Origin of the sequence: Niabella yanshanensis (assembly GCF_034424215.1) — a bacterium.
In the GTDB taxonomy this organism is placed as follows: Bacteria; Bacteroidota; Bacteroidia; order Chitinophagales; family Chitinophagaceae; genus Niabella; species Niabella yanshanensis.
The window spans coordinates 1,468,486-1,493,905 of the sequence record NZ_CP139960.1 but is presented as its reverse complement, the minus strand read 5'-3'; the positions used below and the strand labels follow the sequence as shown (position 1 = coordinate 1,493,905).

The 25,420-nt window shown below is 42.9% G+C and carries 10 protein-coding genes; all 10 read left to right on the top strand.

What is annotated here, in order from left to right; translation table 11 throughout:
* Nucleotides 1–13 precede the first annotated feature (13 nt).
* The 10 genes from U0035_RS05815 (at nt 14) to U0035_RS05770 (ending at nt 25,419) form a co-directional block, all read left to right on the top strand.
* On the top strand, nt 14–4,015 hold the full coding sequence (locus U0035_RS05815) for a non-ribosomal peptide synthetase (protein WP_114789083.1): 4,002 nt from the start codon (nt 14–16) through the stop codon (nt 4,013–4,015).
* A 448-nt stretch (nt 4,016–4,463) separates the two neighbouring features.
* On the top strand, nt 4,464–9,662 hold the full coding sequence (locus U0035_RS05810) for a polyketide synthase (protein ID WP_162817734.1): 5,199 nt from the start codon (nt 4,464–4,466) through the stop codon (nt 9,660–9,662).
* A complete protein-coding gene (locus U0035_RS05805; protein ID WP_114789081.1) occupies nt 9,662–16,876 on the top strand; it encodes a non-ribosomal peptide synthetase in 7,215 nt (2,404 codons plus the stop codon). Before U0035_RS05810 ends, U0035_RS05805 begins: the two co-directional genes overlap by 1 nt.
* 116 nt (nt 16,877–16,992) lie before the next feature.
* Nucleotides 16,993–17,391 carry a response regulator gene (locus U0035_RS05800; RefSeq protein WP_114789692.1) on the top strand — a complete coding sequence of 133 codons (399 nt, stop codon included), beginning with the start codon at nt 16,993–16,995 and terminating at the stop codon, nt 17,389–17,391.
* Nucleotides 17,336–18,460 carry a sugar transferase gene (locus U0035_RS05795; protein ID WP_114789080.1) on the top strand — a complete coding sequence of 375 codons (1,125 nt, stop codon included), beginning with the start codon at nt 17,336–17,338 and terminating at the stop codon, nt 18,458–18,460. Before U0035_RS05800 ends, U0035_RS05795 begins: the two co-directional genes overlap by 56 nt.
* A gap of 26 nt (nt 18,461–18,486) precedes the next feature.
* Nucleotides 18,487–19,185: a TolC family protein gene (locus tag U0035_RS05790; RefSeq protein WP_114789079.1), complete on the top strand. Its 699-nt coding sequence runs from the start codon at nt 18,487–18,489 to the stop codon at nt 19,183–19,185.
* An 85-nt stretch (nt 19,186–19,270) separates the two neighbouring features.
* Complete coding sequence (locus tag U0035_RS05785) at nt 19,271–21,493, top strand: GumC domain-containing protein (protein WP_114789078.1); 2,223 nt, start codon at nt 19,271–19,273, stop codon at nt 21,491–21,493.
* 20 nt (nt 21,494–21,513) lie between these two features.
* Entirely contained in the window at nt 21,514–22,953 is a 1,440-nt protein-coding gene (locus tag U0035_RS05780; RefSeq protein WP_162817733.1) for an O-antigen ligase family protein, read from the top strand.
* Between the two features lie 94 nt (nt 22,954–23,047).
* Entirely contained in the window at nt 23,048–24,202 is a 1,155-nt protein-coding gene (locus U0035_RS05775) for a glycosyltransferase (RefSeq protein WP_114789076.1), read from the top strand.
* Between the two features lie 14 nt (nt 24,203–24,216).
* The gene (locus U0035_RS05770; RefSeq protein WP_114789075.1) at nt 24,217–25,419 is read left to right on the top strand and encodes a glycosyltransferase; all 1,203 of its coding nucleotides are present in this window, start codon (nt 24,217–24,219) and stop codon (nt 25,417–25,419) included.
* Nucleotide 25,420 lies beyond the last annotated feature (1 nt).

Sequence of the window (25,420 nt, the reverse complement as noted above, 5' to 3'; positions counted from 1 at the left end):
TGATTGATTGAAGATGAATTCAGAAATTACAGAAAATACAGGATTTAACCCGTTTGGGGGAAACCCTATTGAAAAAGCCATTTCCACTACTGAAGCGCAAAGGGAAATATTAGCCTCCTGTATCATAGGTGGAAGCAGCGCGAACCTGGCTTACAATGAATCTGTATCAATCGTACTGACCGGAGCAGTGAAAGCAGATGTGCTTGAAAAGGCTGCTCAGGAACTGGTGGCCAGGAACGAAGCCCTGAGGTCCTCATTTAATGCTGAGGGAACCCAGATGCTTATTTACTTCAGTCAGCAGCTGCTGTTTTCCTATAACGATTTAAGTACTGAAGATCCGGAAAGGGCTGATGAGCTCATAAGTGATTTTGTTGCTGCGGATGCTTCAGCCATTTTCGATTTGTTTAATGGACCTTTGATCCGCTTCGCTTTATTCAAAAAGAGTGAGAACCGTTATATTTTAATTATTACCGCGCATCATGTAGTGTGTGACGGGTGGTCATTCGGCACCCTGCTGGAAGAAATTTCAGGAATCTACAATGCCTTGCTGAATAAAAGCGAGTTGCCCCTTCGGCCGCTGCTATATAGTGATTATGTGCAAAAGACTTCAGCATTTACATATACAAAAGCGTATGAGCTCATTCAAAACTACTGGTTGACGGCGTATCGAAACAATATTCCCGCTTTTGAAATACAGCCCGACTTCCCGCGACCGAAGCAAAGAACTTACAACGCCGACAGATACGATTATACACTGCCTGATGATGTGGCAAGCCTTGCTAAAAAAACAGGTGCGAAGTACGGAGGCAGTTGGGTCAACACTATGATGACGATATTTGAAATATTACTGTACAAATACACGGGTAATAATGATATTGTTATCGGGCTGGCTGCGGCTGGACAACCTTTTGCGGAAATGTATAAACTTATAGGACATTGCGTGCATACGCTTCCTTTACGAAGCCAGCCCCAAGACGGGTATACATTTGCTGAGTATCTTAAGACAAGGAAATCAAAAATTCTGGAAGATCTCGAAAATCAGCAGTTTACTTTTGGCTCATTGCTGGAAAAACTGAATGTCAGACGAGATCCTTCACGCATTCCGTTAATGCCGCTTTGTTTTAACATCGACATCGGAATGGATAGAAATGTACGGTTCCAGGAAGCAGCGCATGAAATAGTTTACAACCCGCGTAATTTTGAAACCTTTGAAATATTCTTAAATATTACGGAAAATAAGCGGGGATATGATTTTCAGTGGTCCTATAATAAACAGCTCTATTCCCTCGACACAATTAAGGGACTAATGCAGAAATTTACTTACCTTCTTGAACAGGTGGTTGCAGATCCGGAACAGAAAATTGAAGAGCTGAAGCTGGAGCCTAAGCAGGTTTTGGCTACAGAACGTGAACAGGAGAAGTATGCTTACGGAGAATTTTCAGCAAGAACAATAGTAGATATCTTAACTGATCGGGTAAGGGAAAGACCGGCCAATATTGCTGTAGTTTCGGGGAACAAAACCGTGACTTATCAGGAACTGGATGAAAGAAGCAATCGTCTGGCACATTATCTTATAAGCAGGGGCGCTAAAAAAGAAGATTTGGTGGGTTTATGTATAGAGCGGCATATCGATATGATTGTTGCTATTATCGGAATCATTAAATGTGGCGCCGCTTATGTGCCAATAGCACCCGATTATCCCAGAGACCGGATTGCATATATTTTGAAAGATTGCGGCGCGAAAATTCTGGTCAGTACCGTCAACCTGCAACATTTGGTAGAGGGTTTTGATAGTGTTCAAACCATTTATGCAGACGAACCAACTGGTATATTGACTGGTCTGCCTTCAGTACGCCCCGGGGTAAGTATTAAGCCCGATAATATCCTCTATGTGATTTATACTTCGGGAAGTACAGGAAATCCCAAAGGGGTGCTAATCGAACATCGGAATGTGGTTCGTTTGTTTTTTAACGATACGCCCCTGTTCGATTTTAAAGAAACAGATGTATGGTGCATGTTTCACTCGTTCAATTTTGACTTTTCGGTTTGGGAAATGTTCGGGGCTTTATTATTCGGGGGCAAACTGGTAATGGTTCCGGCAGATTATACAAGAGACGCCGCATTATTCTATAATCTGATTAAGAAAGAGCGGCTTACAGTTTTAAACCAGACACCTTCGTTTTTCAACGTTTTGCAGGAAACCGCATTAGAAAAGGAAGCTTTAAAAACAATCCGCTACGTTATATTCGGAGGAGAGGCTTTATATCCCTCTATGCTAAAAAAATGGTCGGATGTTTATACCTGGTGTAAATTGATTAACATGTATGGCATAACCGAAACTACCGTACATGTCACTTACAAGGAAATTACAGCAAAGGAAATTCATTCCAACATTAGTAATATAGGAAAGCCTATTCCTACCTTGCAGTGCTTGATCCTCGACGATCACTTTCAACCAGTACCCGTAGGTGTAACCGGTGAGTTATTTGTTACAGGGGAAGGAGTAGCAAGGGGTTATCTGAACCGTCCCGAGCTGACAGAGGAGCGATTCATGATAAACCCATTCAGAAAAAATGAACGGATGTATCGATCGGGCGATCTGGCCCGGTGGTTGCCAGACGGGAACATAGAATACCTGGGCCGGCGGGACCTTCAGGTGAAGATAAGGGGATTCAGAATTGAGCTGGGCGAAATTGAAAGCCGGATTTTAGAGATCAAAGAAGTAAGAGCGGCAGTAGTTCTGGCAAAAGATAGCGAAAAGATCGGTCAATACCTGGTAGCTTATGTCATTCCGGAAAACGAACAGATTTTACCTGACCGGGAAGGATGGCAATCTATTTTGGGAAAGTCCTTACCGGGGTATATGGTGCCCGGATTTTATGTAACGATGGAACGGTTCCCTCTGACAGCGAATGGTAAAATAGATCGGAATGCTTTTCCTGAACCCCATGAACCTTCTTCGAGACAGCACGAATACCAGGCTCCTGAAAGTCAGGTAGAAAAGAAATTGGTACAGGTGTGGAGCGAGCTGTTGGGTGTAGAAAAGGTGGGTATTAATGACGATTTTTTTGAGCTGGGTGGGCACTCAATGGTAGCTATAAAAGTGATGAACCGTATCAATTCAGAAATGAATATTAAACTGCCTATCGCTTCATTGTTCCAGTATCCTACCATTGCCAGTTTTGCAAACCTGTTGAAAGATAAATCCCTGTTTGAATATAAGATACTCGTAGAGATCAAAAAGTCGGGCACAAAGCCACCTATTTACCTTATACATGGAGGTGCCCTTAATATCCTTTTATACAAGAATCTGAAGCCGTTTTTGAGCAATAATCAACCCTTATATGGTATACAGGCGCTGGGTCTTGACGGCGATCTCCGTCATCTGGATCATATAGAAAGCATCGCATCGCGGTATCTTGATGAAATACTGCGCCAAAACCCGGATGGTCCCTATATATTGATAGGATATTCATATAGTGGCGTGGTAGTTTATGAGATGGCCCGGCAATTGCTGGCCGCCGGTAAAAAGATAAAAATGATCGGTATATTGGATACCAATGTCAGCAATCGCGACTTGCCGGACGGCGTTGTTGACCGTATGCTGTTCAAAATAAAACGCCAGATAAAAAAGGGCATATTCATTGGAAGCAATTTATTCAGGGATCCGGCAAAAGTCATCCGCTATCAATGGGCACTTTTGACAAAGCAGTTCAATAAAAATGAAGAAGAGCTCATTTATGACTATGGTGGCGAAGTTGTGGAGGCTTATGACAGGGCTTACAAAACCTATAAGATGGTTCCGTCATCAGCTATAAAGGTGCACCTGTTCCGTGTAAAAGAAAGAATTTATTTTATTGATGATTTTAAATACCTGGGCTGGAAAAGATATGCGATTGGCGGGGTAACAGTGCACGAAATAGACGGAGATCATAAAACGTTCCTGCTGCCTCCCCACAATAAGAAACTTATAGAAGAAATAGAAAAAACACTTTCAAATATGAACCCTTTGTAGTCAGTATTTTTCGCTTGGTTGTATCGACATGTTTATGGTATAGGGCAATAGTATAATATGGGCTGCCATTATCCTGCCGGAATGAGCGCGCTGGGATTTTGTACAAATATAGATGTGTTTATTTCTCCGGGTTGCCGGCCCTTGCAGTTGCTTCATCACCTCAAATAGTGAGGGTGGAAATTTAGGGCTCCGTCATTTGTTGTTCGTAATGTAACCATAAATTAATACCTTTGAAGATAGGAAACATCCAAAATGCTAAGAATAATAGTCTTCTCGTAAACCAATGGTAACTGTATTAAGTATACACACTGTTTAAGTGTTTTTAAGTAATTTTTTATTACTTGGTTTTCAATAGTTTATACAACTATACTTGAGGGTGACTTTTCATATTGAGGCTTGCGTTAAAACCGATTTTGGCTGTAAAAAAAAAAAAGCAGTAAACTTGGCTATGAATGAACGAATTAATTCCTCTGGTAAAGCTGGAGCCGGATGGAGCTTGGAGACTTCGCTAATCGAAATTTTTCACAATCAGGTAGTTATAGCACCTGACGCTGTAGCCCTGTTTTACAGAGATCAACAGCTTACATACGCCCAGTTAAATGAAAGGGCAACAATTCTGGCCCAACACCTGGCGTCTGAAAATATCGTAGCTAATGATATTATAGCCATTTGCCTGGATAAAGGTTTTGATGTAATCATTTCTATTATTGCAATACTAAAGGTAGGGGCAGCTTATATGCCGGTGGACCCTTCTTATCCTCAGGAGCGTATTTCTTTTATGCTTGAAGATGCCAGTCCTAAAGCAGTTGTATCGGCTTCCAAATACAAACAGTTATTTCCAGGTAAACTTCTGATAGATCCCGATCCGGAGCTATATGATGATGCTGGCAATGTTGCAGCGGCGCAATTACAGGTTCAGAAAAACGCATTGTATACCTACGTACTCTTTACTTCGGGTTCTACAGGCAGGCCCAAGGGGGTTTTAATGAGGCAGCAGGCACTTGTTAACCTTATCCAATGGCAGGTTGAAAACTCTGAGATGGGCGCGCTATCACGGACGGTGAATTTCTCCCCGCTTACCTTCGATGTATCGTTTCAGGAAATTTTTTCAACTTTTGCTGTCGGCGGCACTTTGTTTCTGATCGACGACGATCTGAGGCTCGATCCTGCAGCTTTACTTTCTTTTTTGGAAACACACCAGATTAACCGGTTGTTCCTGCCCTTTGTTGCCCTGCAGATGTTATGTGAATCGGCTTTTCAGTCTAAAACTTACCCGCGCTCTTTGAAGGAAGTGATGACCGCAGGCGAACAATTAAAAATAACGCCGCAGGTGCGGGCATTTTTCTCCGAAATCAACGGTGTCAAACTTTTTAACCAATATGGACCCACAGAAGCTCATGTTGTAACAAGCCTGGCGCTGGAGGGCGACGCTAATGAATGGCCTGATTTGCCCGGCATTGGCAGGCCGATAAAACTTGTTAATATTTATATTCTTGATAAGGAGTTGAATGAGGTAAAGCCCGGCGTACAAGGAGAGCTGTATATTGGGGGCATTGCATTGGCAGAAGGATATGTTAACCGGCCAGACCTGACACGCGAAAAATTCATTGAACATAAAGGAGATACAGGTATTGGTCGTATTTATAAGACCGGCGATCTTGCCCGGCTGCTGGATGATGGGAATATAGAATTTTTAGGAAGGATTGACGACCAGATCAAAATCAGGGGGTTTAGGGTCGAATTGGGTGAAATTGAGACAGCGCTGATGCAATATGCTGAAATTGCTAATTGCGTAGTAATAGCGCAGGGCGATAATGCTGCTCAGAAAAAATTGGTAGCTTATATGGTTGCCAGAAATGAGCAAAAGGACACGCAGGCCGTAAAGACGTTTTTACAAAAGAGTTTGCCAGACTACATGATCCCCTCTGCTTTTATATGGCTCAATGAAATTCCCAAAACGGCCAGTGGCAAGGTAAACAAAAAGGCACTGATCACTCCTAAATTTGAACGACCCGATCTGAACGTACTGTTTCAGCAACCCAAGGGGGAAACCGAAAAGAATATAGCAACGGTATGGAGGGAACTGTTGCAAATGGAAGTTGTAGGTGTGAATGATAACTTTTTTGAATTGGGTGGTAACTCCATTCTGGCTCAAAAAACCATTCTGGCCCTGAAGCAGCACCACAAATATGATATTCCGATTACCAAGCTGTATCAGTATCCCACTATTCGTGAACTAGGATCTTTACTTGATAAAAGTACCGTAGAAAAAAGGGTTTCCTCGAAATTGCGTAAAAAGGATAACGGGGCTGGCGTTGCTATTGTTGGAATGGCGGGGCGATTTCCCGGAGCCGCAACGATTGAGGCGTTCTGGGAAGTTTTAAAAGAGGGCAAGGAAACCATCAGTTTTTTCGAGAAAGAAGAGATTGATAAGGCCGTTCCCGAATCGATATTAAATAGCCCGTTATATGTTCGGGCAAGGGGGATACTGGACGATGTAGATCATTTTGACGCCGGTTTATTCGGTATCAACCCGAAACTGGCCGAGTTGATGGATCCGCAAATGCGGATATTTCTTGAGGTGTCTAGGGAAGTTCTGGAGACGACCGGTTTGCTGAATGATGATGATGGGTATAAAATAGGCGTATTTGCCGGAAGCAACACCAACACATATTTTAATAATAACGTTTTTTTCAATAAAGATAAGATAGAAACGCAGGGGTACTACCAAACCATGTCTGTTTCGGAAAAAGATTACCTCGCCACCCGGGTGGCTTATCATTTAAATTTGAAAGGCCCGGCTGTCAATGTCAACTCCGCCTGTTCCACTTCGTTGCTGGCTATTGCGCAGGCGGTAGAAAGTTTAAGGCTGGGTCAGTGTGATGCCGCTATTGCGGGGGGGGTAGCTGTAAACGTACCTGTGAAAAGCGGTCATTTGTATGAAGAGGGAGCTATGTTTAGCGACGATGGCCGGTGCAGGCCCTTTGATGCACAGGCAAAGGGAACTGTGTTCAGTGACGGGGCGGGTGTGGTTTTATTAAAACGGTTAGAAGATGCGTTGGCTGATAAGGATCTGGTTTACGCGGTTATTAAGGGCATTGGTGTAAACAATGATGGAGGTGGTAAGGGTAGCTTTACGGCGCCAAGTACGGGTGGTCAGGCAGAAGCTATATCTATGGCAATCCAGGATGCAGGGGTAGAAGCTGCTGATATCTCTTATATAGAAGCCCACGGTACGGCCACTCCATTGGGAGATCCTATTGAAGTAGAAGGATTGAAACTTGCGTTCGGAGAGCAGCAGGAGCAGCAATATTGTGCAATAGGTTCTGTAAAGAGTAATATCGGGCATCTTACGCATGCAGCAGGGGTCGCAGGTGTTATCAAAACATCTCTTTCTTTATTTAACAGGAAACTGGTGCCCTCCGTCAATTACAAAACACCCAATCCTTCCATAGATTTCACGAACAGTCCTTTTGTTGTCAATACTCAATTGAAAGATTGGAGGGTTAAAGGAAAAAGAATGGCAGGTGTTAGTTCATTTGGAATTGGGGGAACTAATGTTCATATTATACTGGAAGAAGTAGAGCAGTTAGCTTCCCAAAAGGATGTTGAGTCTGGCGCGCAAATTATCAGCTGGTCTTCGAAAACGGAACGGAGCAACATCCTTTTTGGTAAAAAGCTGTTATCCTTTATTCAAAAGAACAGCAGTAGCAGTCTTACCGCAATAGCTCGCCATCTTCAAACCACACGCCCGTCACTGGGTGTAAGAACAGCGCTGGTTGCCAGGGATATCGCCGGTCTCCGCGCACAGCTGGAGGATGAAGAGCTTCTCCGGGTAGAGACGCGAACCATCGCGGAAAGCGACCCTAACCTCGTTTTTGTTTTTCCGGGCCAGGGCTCGCAATTTGTGAACATGGGGAAAGAATTGTATGACAACGAACCCGTTTATAAGGCTGCTGTTGATGAATGTGCGGAGTTGCTAATGCATATCATTAATGAAGATATCAGAAATGTTCTTTTCGCAGAAGAGTCGGAAGCAGCATCAGAAAAGTTAAAAAATACCTACTATACACAACCGGCTACCTTCATTGTATCTTATGCTTTGGCAAAATACTACATGAGCATTGGGATAAATCCGGTAGCTATGGTAGGGCATAGCATAGGAGAATTTGTGTGCGCCCACTTAGCCGGTGTTATGTCGTTGTCAGACGTAATCAAAATAGTCGCGGCACGGGCTAGTCTTATCAGCCAATTGCCTGCCGGTACCATGTTGTCTGTTAGGGCACCCGGGGATAAAGTGCGCTCACTAATGCCAGATTCGCTGTCGGTGGCAGCTATTAATGCCCCAAATCTTTGCGTTGTTTCGGGAGATGTGGTTGAGGTGAACCGGTTTTCGGCTTTGCTTGACGAACATCAGATCATCAATAAGTCACTTCGCACCAGCCATGCTTTTCATTCAGGAATGATGGATCCGATACTTGCTCCCTTAAAAGATGTGATTGCATCCTGTAAGTTATCAGCTCCTAAAATCCCTATTCTTTCAACTGTTATGGCCAGTTGGCTTACAGATAGCCAGGCGCAGGATGCAGCGTATTGGTCGGAACACGCCAGGGCCACAGTTAACTTCAGTGATGCGATCAGCGAACTTGTATCGGCGCTTAATCCCGTTTTCCTGGAAGTAGGACCGGGAAATGCCACTACAACCCTCATTAAGCAACACAATACCCAACTGGCTTCACGGGCTATTCATTCTATCGAAACGGGAAAAGTAAATAACGATCTTATATCTGTCAATAAGGCAATTGCCAAATTATGGACGGCTGGCGTCAATATGAACTGGAGTCTTGTTCAAAAAGGGACCGGTATTGCTCATCTGCATAATCTTCCAACGTATGCCTACGATAAAAAGAAGTATTGGATTGAGCCAGCTCATGTTCAGCAGGTCAGTGATGGTTCAATCTCCGCGTTTTCTTCAGAAAACGAGGAAGGCGCAGATGGAGGTGATTTAACTGCAGATCAACCGCTGAAAAGAATAATATCCATATTGGAAGAGGCTTCAGGAAATAAAATGGAGGATTTTAATCCCAATCTCAGCTTTATAGAATTAGGGTTTGACTCATTGCTGTTAACCCAGATTGCCAGTACTTTAAAACGGGAATTTAAAGTGCCCATCACTTTTAAACAGCTGAATGAGGAGTACGGAACGATTAAAAAACTGTCAGACTATCTCGCAACCAGCGTATCGGCCGATATATTGAATTTTGACCGCCAACGCGCCAATGCTTCAGCATCCATCATGAAGCAACCCGGCCTGCAGGCTGCTGATTCAGATACAAAGCATATTCTGGAAGCTATTCTGTCGCAGATGCATGCCCTTACCCAACAAGTAGCCCGGTTACAGGAAGTGCAGGCCGGCATTCTTTCGACACATGGCAATGTAAATAACGTTAATAGTGAATCAGCTGCTGATAAGGCCCAGGTGCTATCTAACGAAACACAGAATCCCTTATTGGGCGGAATAAAAATTATAAGCAACTCAGATGCTCCGCTAGCCGGAGCCAGGTTAGGAAAAGATAAAAACGGAAATCCCGCTTGGTTTGTAAAGGATGATAATAACCCGGGGCGATATTTGCAAATTTCAATTTAATGAGTCATTCTAATTTAAACACCAGGGTTCCTGTTGATTTTGATCCATTTGATGGAGATATAATACAAAAAGTAGTTCCATGCACCGAATCACAAAAGGAGGTGTTTGCATCCTGCCTGTTAGGAGGTGAAGATGCCAACCTGGCCTACAACCTGTCGATGTCTTTGCATTTCACCGGCGAATTGAATACCGTTCTGCTTAAAGAGTGTGCCCGGGAAGTTGTTAAAAGGCATGAGTCTTTAAGGGCATCTTTCAGTGACGATGGAAGTAAAATGATCATTTATGAAAATCAGGACATCCTTTTCGATTACTATGATCTGACATCGGAAACTGCAGCGCAACAACAGAAAGAACTGGAAGCGTACTTATGGAAGGATGCGTCCACAACCTTCGACATCATACACGGACCTCTCATCCGCTTTGCTCTGTTTCAACTGAATGATAAACAGTACAGCTTTGTTATAACGGTACATCACCTGGTTTGCGATGGATGGTCTTTAAGTATTTTGCTGGAAGACCTAAGCCGGTTTTACAACGCAAAAATCAAAGGCACACCATTACCTGTTGAAGCCGCGGAGTTTAGTAAATACGCGGTGGAAAACATTTTATTTGAACAAACATCCGCTTATAAAGATATTGTACAATACTGGAAAAAGGAATACGAAGGCACGGTTCCTGTCTTTGAGATACCGCCTGATTTTCCACGGCCACCGGTAAGAACTTATAAAGGACGAAGGGATGATTATATACTGCCGGCTGCTTTAGCTGATCAGGTTAAGGAAACCGGAGTTAAGTATGGGGCAAGCTTCGTAAGCATATTAATGGCTGCTTTTGAAGTACTGCTGCAGAAATATACAGGCCATGAAGACATCGTGATCGGCCTTCCAACTTCAGGACAGGCCGCTACCGAAAACTTCACGCTCGTTGGTCATTGCGTCAACCTGTTGCCCCTGCGAAGCAATCCGCTGCCCGAAACCAGGTTTGCAGATTACCTGCATTTACGTAAATCAAAACTGCTTCAGGATTATGAGAAACAACGGTTCACATTTGGCTCATTTCTGAAGGAACTGAAGATGCAACGGGATTTATCGCGTATGCCCCTGGCACCGGTTTCTTTAAATATCGACCTGGGTATAGATCTTCAGGTGGGATTTGAGGGGCTGGAATATAAACTGATTCATAACAAGAGGGTTTCTGAAACCTATGAGCTGTTTCTCAATATAGCCGATCATAAAGAGGGGTACGAGTTGCAGTGGTCGTATAACACGCAGCTATACAGTGCATCAACCATTAAAGGTTTGATGGAAAAGTATTCATTTTTGCTTTCACAGATAGTAGAAAATCCTGAAAAAAAAATAATTGATCTAAAACTCCAGAGTGAGCAATCGTTGACCAACTACTGGACCAATTGGAATGGTAGTAATGATATCCGGTATAAAGGCGAAACGCTTGCCGGGCTGATTAACGATTCTTCTTTAGTCAACGCAGAAAAAACAGCATTGGAGTTTAAAGGAGTGGTTTACACCTACCGTGAAATTAGCGACCTGTCTAATAAAATGGCGCATTCCCTTATAGAAAAGGGTGTACAAAAGGGTGTGGTTGTAGGTGTGGCGATGGATAGAAGCGTTGATCTTGTACTCTCACTACTGGCGGTAGTTAAAGCCGGGGGCGTTTTTGTGCCACTCGATCCGCAGTATGCGCGGGAACGCATAGAGTATATGCTGGAAAACTCAGGGGCCGAAATATTACTTACTTCAACCCGGTATAAAAGCAGGTTTACCACTGGTGCGCTTGAAGTGTTAGTAGAAGATATCAGGTCTGATCTGTCGGAATATCCCGCTACGCTGCCCAATGTTGTGATTAACCCCGACAGTCTTGTGTATATATTATATACTTCCGGATCTACCGGGCGACCCAAAGGTGTCATGATCGCCAATAAATCGTTGGTGAATTATATAAGCTGGGCGGTAGCATACTACCTGAAGGGGAAGCCGGGCGCCTTCCCTTTATACACATCCATTTCGTTCGACCTCACTATTACCTCTATTTTTTCACCCCTGGTATCCGGAAGCCTTCTGAAGATTTACGAAGAAGAGGAGCCTGTGACGATGCTGGAAAAAATATTTGCCGACGATCAGATCAACGTGGTCAAACTTACCCCTTCGCATCTGAAACTTGTAAAAGACAGCCATGCGATACGCAGCCGGTTACCGGCGCAGTTTATCACTTTAATAGTGGGAGGGGAGGAACTGGAAACTTCCGTGTCGAAGGAGGTGCACGAATTATTTAATGGCAATGTGCTTATCTGCAACGAATATGGTCCCACAGAAGCTACTGTTGGCTGTATGATTTATGATTATACTGTTGCGGATCAATTGTCGGCTGTGCCTATTGGTGTACCTATATCCAATGCCAATATTTATCTTTTAGACAGCGCTTTAAACCTGGTACCGAAAGGCATTACGGGTGAAATTTATATCGGGGGTGTTTGTGTAGCCGAAGGGTATTACAAAAATGAAGCATTAACCCGTGAGCGTTTCCTGCCGGATCCGTTTGTAGCGAACGGAAGAATGTATAAGACCGGCGATAATGCCGTTATGTTGAATAACGATGTATTGTTGTTTAAAGGACGAATTGACGACCAGGTAAAGTTAAGAGGATATCGCATAGAGTTAGGAGAGATCGATTATCACCTGTCAACCATTAGTGGGATAAAGAACGTGGTAACCGTTGTGAGGAGCGATAGCCCCGGCAACGAATATCTGGCATCTTACGTGGTTTTAAAAGAAAAGGTAGAAGACGAAGCCCAAGTGAAGCAGGTATGGAGGGAAATACTCCGGAACAAACTTCCGGATTATATGGTGCCCGGCATTTTCGTAATCGTAGACGAACTGCCGTTAACACAAAATGGAAAAGTTGACAAAAAGCGCCTTCCCGCTCCGGAAATGCAGGCGCATAAATATGTTGCACCTCAAACAAACGAAGAGTTACTGCTGGCAGAGATATGGAAGGATGTATTTGGAAAAGAGGAAATCGGTCTTTATGATAATTTCTTTGAACTAGGGGGGCATTCTTTGCTGGCTGTTCGCGTTACACGGATGCTCGAAAAACGTACCGGCATCGGCCTGCCGCTTACAACCCTTTTCCGGTATCCCGTATTACAATATTTTGCCGCGGAACTGGCAAACACTCGATCCCAATCGACCGATAAAGAGCCGGTGACTGAATGGTATTTACAGGATGAGGAAATTTTCACTGAAACTTTTCCTGCAACTGAGCCCCAATTAGAAATCTGGCAAAATTGTATAATTGGCGGCGATGAAATTAATGTTTCGTATAATGTTGCGCATGCCGAATATCTTAACGGCAATGTAAACATGAAGGCCCTGGAAAATGCTTTTCAGGAAATGATGCGTCGGCACGAGTTGCTTCGTGCTACATTCAGTTCAGATGGGGCAGAAGTGTACTTAAAACGGAATGCACCGTTACCTTTATTTACAACAGACATATCGGCCCTGAAGCCCGAGGAGCAGGAAGCTTTCGTAGGAGATTTTTTAAAAAAGGAATATGAAAAGCCCTTTGATCTGGAGCACGATATCCTTTTCAGGGTCAGCCTGGTAAAATTGTCTGATACAAAACACCTGCTGCTTTTCGTAATTCATCATCTGATTTGCGACGGTGGTTCGTTCGACGTGATCATAAGGGAAGTCAGCCAATTATATAACGGGTTTCAGTTGGGGCACCTGCCTGAGCTGGATAAGGCAGTAAAATTCAGCAGCTACGCGTTGCATGAACAGAAACGTTACCGGAGCGAGCGGTATGCGCGCGACCAGGCTTACTGGATTTCCAAATTCGACGGGGATATCCCGGAAGCAGTGGACTTAGCATCTAAGTACCCCGATCCCGGTCAACGAACCTTTAAAAGTGCTGTTGATGCTTATATGCTGTCCGCATCCGAGACGGAAGCAGTCGAGAAACTCGCTGCAAACGGGAACACAACCCTTACCATTCTGCTGAGAACCTTGTTTGAAGTGTTTATTTATAAACAGACAGGTCAGAAAGATTTTGTTATAGGGCTTCCGGCTACCGATCACCTTTCCGTGTCAGGTTATACTTTAATAGGGCATACGATCAATATGCTTCCGGTTAGAACGCTGGTTAGCAGCGGGCAATCGTTCCGCAGTTTTTTAGAGCGGAGACGTGCGGAAATGTTGAGCGATTTTGATCATCAGAAAGTGACGTTTGGGTCAGTATTGAAGAAGGTTAAATTCAATCGTGCGGCAAAAAATAAATTTATATCAGTAAGTTTCGGCAGCCAGTTCGAAAAAGTGGATAAAAACTTTTCATTTATTGATATTGAGCATGAGACTGCATTCATCACCGAGGAACGCAGTAGTCTGGAATTTTATATTGATACCTACAAGAGAGACGGGCTTATTTATTTCCAGATCTATTACCAGTCTGATTTGTTCGATGCTACTGATATCCAGAGCCTGATGAACTCTTTCCGGAATGTGATCAACCAGGTTACGGCAAATCCCGGGCTGCGCATCAGTAATATATCCCTTGCCAACCGGGAAAGCCTGTTCACGCGGTCACTCGCCTCGAATGGTGAACAGATCCTGGAAAAAACAATTATAGATTTATTCCGGGAGTCGGTGCTGGCTTTTCCAAAGCATGTGGCAGTTCGACTCGAAGATCAGGCATTGACTTACGAGGAACTCAATTCGGCATCTAACCGGCTCGCGCATTACCTGCTCAGCCGCGGGCTCCAGGCAAACGATCGTGTGGCGATTATATTAGAACGGGGTATCGATATCATCGTATCGATTGTGGCGGTGTTAAAATGTGGTGCAGCTTATATTCCTATCGATCCTAACTATCCTGGAGAAAGGGTTACATTCCTGGTAGAAGATGCAGATGCCCAGTTCATGATCAGCTCGGGAGCTGGTACTGAATTTTCTAACGGGAAGGCCATCGGGGTTGATCTGGCCACCATTGAGGTTGAATTGAACAAGGGTGTTATAACCGATCCGGAAATCAACTACGGGTCGGATACATTAGCTTATATTTTATATACATCCGGTTCAACCGGAAAGCCTAAAGGCGCCATGGTAACTCACCGCAACCTGGTGCATTTTCTGAGAGGAATGCAAGATGCATTTCAAATTACCGATCGGGATAAATTCTTATCGGTATCAAGTATTTCTTTTGATGCTTCGTGTTTTGATAATTACTTATGCCTGGTCAATGGTGCCGAGTTGGTATTAACCGGAAATGAAACGGTAAAAGACGGGCAGCTTTTGTTGGAAGAGGTGCTCAAAAGGAATATCAGCATCATTCTGGCCACGCCTATCACGTTTAAGCTGATGCTTACTGCCGATTGGAGCAGGCGCATACCTGTAAAACTGCTTTCTGCCGGGGAAACATTGCTGCCTTCTTTGGCCAAAGAGCTTTTGCCCAGATGCCAGGCATTATATAACGTATATGGCCCCACAGAAACTACAGTGATCTGTACATTAACCAGAATTATGAGTGACGAAAGAATCACGATTGGCGCACCTATTCTTGATACGCCTGTTTATATTCTGGATGAAAATCTTAAAGAGGTTGCTGAAGGCGAAATGGGCGAAATATACATAGGTGGTGAGGGGGTGTCTAAGGGATATTGGCAAAGAGCTGATTTAACGGCTACCCGGTTTGTAAGAGATCCTTTCGCGAATATTGCCGGCGCGAAAATGTATAAAAGCGGGGATCTGGGCCGCTTTAAGAAGAATGGCGAAATAAAATATGAGGGAAGAATCGATAACCAGGTGAAAATAAGGGGCTTCCGAATAGAACTCGGTGAAATAGAGTACCACCTGTCGCGTCTCAATAATGTAAAGGACGTTGTTGCTACTGTTCTTGAAGATCATACAGGAGAAAAAGCTATAGTAGCCTATATTATCCCCCAAATTGATGAAGAGAACGGAACCGGTGAATTTTCGAAAGAGACGATTGTCAACTGGGGTCACGAGCTGAGAGTGAATCTGCCCTATTTCATGGTACCATCGTATTGGGTAAAAAAGAAGGTTTTCCCGCTTAGTCCTAATGGTAAAGTTGATGTTAAACAAATAACGCCCCCTGATTTTCAAAAAAGAAAGCAGGCTGCGGTTGGAGATGCTCCTGCCCAACCTCAGGCTGCAATTAGCCAGGTTGAGCAAAAAATAATGACAATTTGGGAAGAAGAGCTGGGTATTAACGGTTTAACTACCGAAGATAACTTCTTTGAGCTGGGTGGACATTCTATGATAGCGGTTAAAGTAATGAACCGGATTAGCAGAGAGATGGGAGTGCGGTTCCCTATTGCTACACTATTTCAACATCCCACCATCGTCTCTATCGCAAAGCTTATAAATGCCGATGCTACTGTCGAACAAAAAATACTGGTAGAAATTAAAAAGTCGGGTTCGAAGCCGCCCATTTATCTTATACACGGGGGCGCTTTAAACATTCTTTTATATAAAAATCTAGAACCTTTCCTGAGCGATGATCAACCATTATATGGTATTCAGGCACTGGGGCTGGATGGAGATACAGCGCATCTCGACAGTATCGAAACTATATCTGCAAGATATTTAAAAGAGATTTTAGTACATAACGCTGAGGGGCCGTATATTATTATAGGCTACTCTTACGGAGGAGTGGTAGCCTATGAAATGGCCAGGCAACTGATGGCCATGGGTAAAAAGGTTAAGATGCTTGGCATTCTCGACACCAATGTAGGAGGCCGGGAAGCGCCCGCCAATAAAACACAAAAGATATTTCAAACGCTGCAGCGTCAGTCGAAAAAGGCGCTCTTTATCGGAGCCAATCTTTTCCGGTCGCCTAAAGAGGTGATATTATATCAGTGGTCATTCCTGAAATATAAAGTATTTAAGAACTATGTTGAAACAGAGGACGAAAAGATCTATGATTATGGTGAAAATGTGATCGAGGCTTATACAAGGGCTTTTTGCAACTACAGGATGAAGCCACTTGATGTTCGCGTCCATTTATTCCGGGTTCAGGATCGGATCTATTTTCTTGACGACCCTGTTTATCTGGGCTGGCGGAATTATACAAAAGACGTAATTGTGTACGATGTGAGCGGAGATCATAAAACATTTTTGTTACCTCCTCACAATAAAAGCCTGGTAACTACGATAGAAAAGGCATTGGAGAACACCAAATAGTGGCGGCCTCCCCCGTATTGGCACCAAAGTGGGCATTGGCTGATATTATTTAAGCAGAATATCAGTTATTTACTATCTTGTACTTAATTTTACAGGGTATTCCCTAAATGAAATATATGCATAAAAAAACTATACTTATAGTCGATGATGAGCCCACCATTTTAAAGCTCCTGGAGTTTGTTTTAGCAAAGGATTATAGTACTGTTTTGAAAAGCAATGGATATGAAGCCATACAATGGCTCGAAGAGAGTAACAAACCTGATTTGATAATATTGGATATTAATATGCCGTATTTTAACGGTCCTGAGTTTCTTAAGTCTATAAAAATCAGTGGAATATTTTCAAAAATTCCTGTAATAGTGCTTACGGGCACATCAGATACAAAAATGCTGGAAACTCAATTACCATTTCCTGTAAATGAAATTTTTCAAAAACCCTTTAATCCAACCAAGTTGAAAGATGCAGTCAGATATTTACTTTTCGAACACACAAAGATTACCGCCTCTGAAAACTAACGGACTAAGCCAGACTGTAGGGATTGCCTACATAGGAAATACGTTTTTTGATGAAATTGTTGAAGGCGAGGGTTATCTTAATTATCGCATTGACAGGTATGATAGTGTAATTGATTTTAATAATCAATTATCTAATTCGTCGATGGTCGACTTACCTTATGCATTGTTAATAGAAATGTATAACGATGATGAGTTGCGTGTTTTCAACCAGGTTAAAGCTATCAGGGAAAATGCATTAACTTCAGGCATTATCGTGATTTTATTGTCCTCTTCCAATAAAACTGAACTTCATCAGAAAGCGCTTGAGGCCAAAGCCAATGATATCTATTTTAAGCCATTTAACGCCGCATTGATATTTGAGCGAATCAGTTTTTTGATCCGATTCAAATTATTAAAGCCTCATGATTCCGGCAAGTTGTCGGTTAAAGCCACCGAGTATAAGATGCCGTTAGGAAAAAGACTTTTCGATATTTTTGTTTCGTCGGTGCTACTGCTGTTATTATGTCCGCTGTTTATTTTAATTGCGGTTTTGATAAAGCTGGAAAGCAGGGGCCCTGTGGTATATAAAAGCAAAAGGGCGGGGAGCGGATATAAAATATTTGATTTTTACAAGTTTCGGTCCATGGTGGCGGATGCAGATAAGAAGCTTGCCAAGCTCAGTCAAACCAATAATCAATATGCATCGGGCGAAGAAGGTGGTCAGAAAGCGTTTGTCAAAATATTAAATGATCCACGAATTACAAGATTCGGAAACTTTTTGCGTAAGACGAGTATAGACGAATTACCCCAGCTTATCAATGTTCTAAAAGGTGATATGTCTATTGTTGGCAACCGGCCTTTGCCACTGTACGAGGCCGAGCAATTGACCTCTGATGAGTTTGCGATGCGGTTTCTCGGGCCCGCCGGGATCACCGGCCTCTGGCAGATCAGCAAAAGGGGTAAGGCCGAGATGTCTGAAAGTGAACGTAAACTACTGGATAATACATATGCGAAGGATGGTTCTTTTTTAATGGATCTAAAAATTATTTTTAAGACTATACCCGCTATGTTGCAAAAAGAAAAAGTATAATTTCTGATCAAAACATAACTTCTACCATGAAAGCTATTTTTTTTCTCTTATTCCTATGTACAGGTTACAGCTTTGCGTTTTCACAAGAGTCTATTATTGAGGATATTGATGATAAAACGCTTGATAAATATATTACGCTTGCCAGGCAGCATTTTCCCGCGAAAAAAGCAGCGGACGCGCGATTGGAACGTGCTCAGATAGCAGTGAACATTGCTAAATTAACCTGGCTCGATATTTTCAATATTGGTTATTATTATCAGCCTCAGCGTAGTAGGTCAAACGCAGATAATGGAGGTGTTGGCATTAACACCCAGGGGCAAATTATCACACAAGGCTTTTTAACGGGTGTCACTGTAAATATCGGTAACCTTTTTTCTAAGCCGGGACTGGTAAAAACAGCAAAAGCAGAGTATACCATCGCCAAGGCAGAGAGAGAGCAATACGACGCTACGCTCAATAATGAAGTTAAATCCCGCTACTATGATTTTTTATTAGCCAGGAGAACACTAGAGATCCGGTCGCTTGCCTCTCAAAATTACAAGGGTATTATGAGTGATGTCAAAGCAAAGTATGAACGTTCTGAAATAGGTATTGATGTGTATACCGAATCGAGAAACGCCGCTACCCAGGCTGATGCCCTTGCTCTTGCTGCTGAAGTGGCATTCCTGAAATCAAAAAATTTGCTGGAAGAAATTATTGGTAAGAAGTTGGAAGATGTGAAGTAAACTGTTCGCTATCGAGTGAAAAACAGCTCGGCAGTAGTATCAATCAACAGATCTTCGACACTGTAAATAATATATTATCGTTTGTATGAATTTTAATCTTAACCTGAAGGAATTTATTAAATATGCCCTACGGTTCAAATGGCTGTTGATCGTGATTCCCATTGTATGTGTGGTTGCTACCTATTTTATGGTGAAGACATTACCAAGACAGTATAGGTCGGAAGCACTCATTTCAACAGGGCTCACCAGCCAGTTTCAGGACGCTGCACTGAGTGCTGAAAAGAATATGGACTATTTTAAACTGAGTCAGCAATTTGGTAACCTTCTGGAAATGATTAAGTCCAAAAAACGGATCAGCCTGCTTTCGTATCAGCTCATTATTCACGATTTGCAAAATCCTCAGAATCCGTTTAAACCCTATTCCGATGCAATGAAGAAGTTAAGCCCGGACCAGCGGGAGCAGGCCATCAGAGAATATGAACAGCGATACCAAACCGGTGCTCTTATTTCAATTGCAGATAATGGAAAAATAAAACTATTTGATCTGTTGAAATCTGTTGGTTATGACGATAAAAGCCTGTCCGAAAAACTCGACGTTTATCGTAACGGAGAGAGCGATTTTATAAAAGTTGAATTTACTTCCTCCAATCCGGCACTTTCTGTGTTTGTGGTGAATACAGTTTCCACCGGTTTTATAGCTTATTACACAGGTTTAGCTCAAACCAACCAACGACAATCATTGGCAGTGCTGGATACGATTGTACGTGAAAAGCAGTCAGAATTGCAAAAAAAGAACTCAGCCTTAATCAATTCATCTATAAGTGCCGCATCTAATGCAGCAGGAGCATCCAGTGCGCAGCAACAAAGTGACTTTATCAATCAGCAGATAGCAGAAGCAGAGTCTCAGAGAGTTGCAGTTATAAGAAATATAAGTTCGTTACAGGGGGCAATGGCCGAAGTAAATAGCAAATTAAGCGGTAGTGGCGGATATGTCACCCCCAACAGTTCGAGAGATAATAATGAAATCATTAACATCGATAATCAGCTGGCCCTGGCTAATAAGCGATGGGTTAACAATAATTTTCGCCCGGAAGATAAAGCCTCTTTAGATTCACTCCAACGTATCAAAGCGAGGCTTATTGCAAGGGGTAGCGATCAGGCAGTGGGCGCTAATGCAGCAGCTATACGCCAGGGGCTGATTAACGACAAAATAAAACTGGAGAATGATTTGGCAGCTGCCAAAAGCACATTAACCGTAATTGAGCAGCAACTGGCCAAACTGGGGCCACGACGTTCTTCCGGCGGGGGAGGCGGTAGTGTGGTCGCTGAAAACGGCGCTCAGTCTGCACTTGCCAGGGATGCAGAAATGGCGGCAAAAGAGTACGCCGATGCCCAGGCTTTGCTGGAACAAACAAATATGTTGACGAAGGCCGGTATCAGGCTGAACTTAGCCGAGCCGGGGCTTCCTCAACTTCCTGAACCTTCAAAAAATGCTTTGTATGTCGGTCTTTCCGGTGTATCAAGTTTTATGATATGCCTGCTCACCTTGTTTCTGATCTTTATGCTGAATACTGCTATTGCTAATCCCAAACATTTGGCAGCAGCAACTGGTCAGAGAGTGATTGGCAGCCTGAATTTAATTGATCAGGACAACAAAGATCTTAGAGATATTTGGGAAGACAAGGGAAGTACCTTAAGCTATTCGGTATACAAAGATTTGTTGCGATCACTGAGGTTTGAATTACTTGAAGAACTTTCGGGCAATAATAATGTCTTGGGAATAACCAGTTTGCTTGATGGGGAAGGAAAAAGCTTTGTCGCCGGAAGTCTTAGCTATGCCTTTGCAATGATGGGTAAAAATGTGCTCCTGATTTCAAACGATCATCAGAGCCTCACGGGTTTGGTTACGAACCAGGGTGGAAGCAAAAAGAGCAAATCGACCGCTGAAGGTGCCCAGGTATTCGAATCGTTTCTGGTTAAAAAGGAGATTCTGATTGAAGACAGGATTACTATTTTAAATCGTAAAAATTCAGACAGTTCGCTGTTGGAGTTAAAAGATAGTAACAGTTTGATAGCCGGATTCAGTATTTTAAAAGATACATTTGATGTGATCATCGTTGATATTGATAGCGCTCAGGATCTTCACAATGTAAAGGAATGGCTCATGTTTACTGACAAGAGTATCGCTGTATTTGCCGCCGGGAATAAAATTACGGAGGGAGATATGGGGTTTGTCAAATACTTGTCTACACAAAAAGGGTTCTTAGGGTGGGTACTAAATAAGGTAAAAGTGGTAAGCGCTACTTAGACTTGAATGGATTGGTTACTATGAGAAAATTGTCCGATCAGATAAGAATGTCGACAAAGGAGCGCCTGCTCATTGCACTCGGGCTTGTATTGGCACTAATAATTGGTGTAGTTGCAGTCTTGAATGAAAATTATGCAATTACATTCGTTCCGATAATGCTCTTGGCCTTTGTAATCTATTTGATTCTGGTTTTCAGGGATCCATTTTTTGGTTTGGTCATATTGATCATCTACTGCTTTGTTCTTTTTTTCTTTTACCGCGAGATAGGGCATTTGCCCTACGGAGTGGGGATCGAATTTTTTCTTTTGATGACATGGTTAAGTGTCTGGTATAATGCAGACAAACTGAACTTCTCGCTGCTCAATACAAATTTAACCTGGTTGTATATGGGGTGGTTGGCACTTTGTATACTTCAGCTTTTTAACCCGGCTGGCGGAAGCCCCCGGGGCTGGCTGGCCGAGATAAGGGGTATGGGAATTTATCCCGTTGCTATTTCAGGCCTGGGGCTACTGCTGATCAACTCCAAGGAACGTATTTCCCAGATTTTAAAACTGCTGTTAACCATATCGTTCCTGGGGGCGCTATACGGAATGAAGCAAAAATACATTGGGCTCAGCGCTGGTGACAGGCAGTTCGTGGAAGATTTCCCAACACATTTGATTTGGGGACAATTAAGGGTTTTTTCTTTTTACATCGATGCCGGGCAGTATGGTGCTTCAATGGCGGTTTTCGTAGTAGTGGCCCTGGTACTGGCTGTGGGTCTGAAAAACACGAAGATAAAACTGGCCTTGCTGGCCAGTGTCCCGTTATTTGGCATAGCCATGTTGATATCGGGAACCAGGGGTGCATTTTTCGCTTTAATTGCCGGTGGCGGCTTTGCGTTATTACTTACAAAAAAGTTTAAAATACTTTTAGCAGGTTGCGTCATTTTAGGCTTGTTTGTAGGATTTCTGAAATTCACCACTATCGGAAGTGGTAATTATGCCATATTCCGTTTTAGAAGTGCCTTGGATCCCAAAGATGCTTCTCTTAATTTACGATTTATTAATCAAAAGAAGCTGGCAGACTACCTTAGCAGTCATCCGTTTGGTGGTGGGCTGGGTGTTATCGGAGCGTTTGGTCACGAATATAATGCCGATCAATACTTGTCTACCATCGAACCAGACAGCTATTGGGTAAAGGTTTGGGCGCAAACCGGTATTGTAGGATTTACCCTATGGTTTTGTATGATTATGTATTTACTGGGTAAAGGTTTGGGTATTACCTGGGGTATTCGCGATCCTAATCTAAAAGTAAAATTGATTGCCCTCAATGCCGGAATTGCAGGTATATTCGCTTGTAGCTATGGCAACGAAGTCATCAACAATATGCCTTCCAATATTTTTGTGAACCTGGCTTTTGCAATGGTATTTAATGCGGCTGCCTTGGAAAATGCAGTGCGTAATAATAAAACGGAATAAATTTCTTATGCCATTTATCATATTCATCATACCCGGCCTGTTATGCTTTTTATGGGGTTTAAAAGCCGGTATTAAAACAATAAAATAGAATATCATGATTTATTTGTGGTATCTGATACAGTTCCTGATCGGCTATAACCTCGTACTGCCGGTAATACTGTATCTTTTGTTTTTATGGAACAAGTCTCGTGTGCAGAAAACAAAGCTTCCGGCAGCCGTCGGCTTACAGCCGGATTATGCCATTATTGTAACTGCTTACCAGGAAATAACGCACATCCCCGAAACTGTTCAATCTATTCTCAATTTAAAGTACACCAATTTCCTTTGCTACGTTGTACTGGATAATTGTACAGATATTTCTTCGCTTGTATTCACCGATGAACGTGTGATACTATTGAAGCCCGAACAAGTATTGGGCGGTAACGTCCGGTCTCATTTTTATGCGATTGAACATTTTCGAAGAAAGCATGATTATCTGACTATCATAGATAGCGACAACATCGTGGATATGTATTATCTGGATGAAATGAATGCGGCTTTAAGCCAGGGATTCGATGCGGTACAGGGCTTGCGCGCAGCCAAAAACCTCGACAGCCAGTATGCGAGTCTTGACGCCGCGCGGGATATATATTATCACTTCTATGATGGTAAAGTACTGTTTACAGTAGGATCTTCGGCAACCTTATCGGGTTCAGGAATGACTTTTTCTGTAGAACTTTACCAGCAATGCCTGGCCAACAGGGATGTTTCCGGCGCGGGATTTGATAAAGTCCTACAATATGAAATTGTAAGACGGGGACATCGCATAGCGTTTAGCGAAAGGGCTATAGTATATGATCAAAAAACAACAAGACCCGCTCAGTTGGTAAACCAGCGGGCCCGGTGGATTAACACCTGGTTTAAATATGCCAGGTTCGGTTTCAGGGTATTGGGCCTTGGAGTAAAACGACTGAATCGTAACCAGGCGATATTTGGATTGGTACTCTTACGCCCACCATTGTTTATTTTCCTGATTTTATCAGTGATCTGTGCAATACTTAATCTTTTTATAGTTCCAGCTCATTCGCTGTTTTGGCTATTGGCTTTTGGTTTGTTCGTTCTCGGGTTTATGCTGCCTTTACGGGGCGCCGACAGGCGTATTATTAATGCCTTAAAACATATACCGTCTTTCATTTTCTATCAGGTGATATCTCTTATACATGCCGGAAACGCTAATAAGAGATCGGTTGCTACTAAACATTTTGAATAAAAGACGTTACAGTTATGATCAATAACAGGGACATAATTATTGTTGGCCAGCAGTCCTGGGATACCGACATTGGCAGTAACTGTAAAAATATTGCGGTAGAGTTTAGCAGGCATAATCGTGTTTTGTATGTTAGTACGCCATTGGATAGGAAGTCTAGATATCAACAAAAAGAAAAGGCTTCCACTAAAAGAAGGCTTGATGTAGTTCGTAGGCACAAGGAGCCACTAGAAATGGTACAGGATAACCTTTGGGTCTGGTACCATGATGTTGTCATTGAATCGATCAACTGGATAAAGAGTGAAGCGCTCTTCGATCTGTTTAACCGTAGAAATAACCGGCTTCTTGCGCGCAGTATTCAAACCGCGATAGGTTTGACGGGCTTTAAAGACTACATTCTTTTCAATGATGGCGATATGTTCCGAAGCTTTTACTTACAGGATTATATCAATCCTTCGGTTTCGGTTTATTATTTGCGTGATAATTTTTATGCAACAGACTATTGGAAAAAACATGGCCCGGTATGGCAACCGAAACTTATTGCCAAAGCCGATGTTTGTGTAGCCAATTCAATGTATCTGACAGAGCATTGTGCCGGCTTTAATCCCAACTCCCATTACGTAGGGCAAGGCTGCGATTTTTCTTTATTCACGATGGAGCAAACGGTTCCGGAAGATATTATCAATAAGAAAAAGGAGTTTGGCCTGGCTCCGGTGATTGGCTATGTCGGTGCTCTTTTGTCAGCCCGGCTGAATATAGCATTATTGGAAGAACTTGCTGCAAAAAATCAGGCCCTGCTTTTCGTTTTTGTAGGACCGGAAGATGAGGATTTCAGGAGGAGCAGACTGCATAGTATGCCTAACACTTTCTTTACCGGATCGAAGCCCCCGGAAGTACTTCCCGCCTATATTTCCGCCTTTGATGTCTGTATCAATCCGCAGGTTATAAATGACCTTACGGTTGGGAACTACCCCAGGAAAATAGATGAGTATCTTGCTATGGGAAAGCCGGTAATAGCTACCAGAACGGAGGCTATGAAATTATTTGAAGAGTTTGTGTTGCTGGCTGAAACCCCATCGGATTATCAAAGGTTATTAAAAAAGGCGCTTGAGTCTCAACCGCAGACGGCAATAAGAGAAAAGATAGCGTTTGCGCATTCTCACAGTTGGGAGAATTCTGTGAAGGCTATTTATGCTGCTATTAACAGCACACAAAGATAAG

Excerpts from the sequence above, each read along its gene's own strand:
- U0035_RS05815 (WP_114789083.1), top strand. The coding sequence starts at position 14 with ATGAATTCAGAAATTACAGAAAATACAGGATTTAACCCGTTTGGGGGA.
- U0035_RS05810 (WP_162817734.1), top strand. The coding sequence starts at position 4,464 with ATGAATGAACGAATTAATTCCTCTGGTAAAGCTGGAGCCGGATGGAGC.
- U0035_RS05805 (WP_114789081.1), top strand. The coding sequence starts at position 9,662 with ATGAGTCATTCTAATTTAAACACCAGGGTTCCTGTTGATTTTGATCCA.
- U0035_RS05800 (WP_114789692.1), top strand. The coding sequence starts at position 16,993 with ATGCATAAAAAAACTATACTTATAGTCGATGATGAGCCCACCATTTTA.
- U0035_RS05795 (WP_114789080.1), top strand. The coding sequence starts at position 17,336 with ATGCAGTCAGATATTTACTTTTCGAACACACAAAGATTACCGCCTCTG.
- U0035_RS05790 (WP_114789079.1), top strand. The coding sequence starts at position 18,487 with ATGAAAGCTATTTTTTTTCTCTTATTCCTATGTACAGGTTACAGCTTT.
- U0035_RS05785 (WP_114789078.1), top strand. The coding sequence starts at position 19,271 with ATGAATTTTAATCTTAACCTGAAGGAATTTATTAAATATGCCCTACGG.
- U0035_RS05780 (WP_162817733.1), top strand. The coding sequence starts at position 21,514 with ATGAGAAAATTGTCCGATCAGATAAGAATGTCGACAAAGGAGCGCCTG.
- U0035_RS05775 (WP_114789076.1), top strand. The coding sequence starts at position 23,048 with ATGATTTATTTGTGGTATCTGATACAGTTCCTGATCGGCTATAACCTC.
- U0035_RS05770 (WP_114789075.1), top strand. The coding sequence starts at position 24,217 with ATGATCAATAACAGGGACATAATTATTGTTGGCCAGCAGTCCTGGGAT.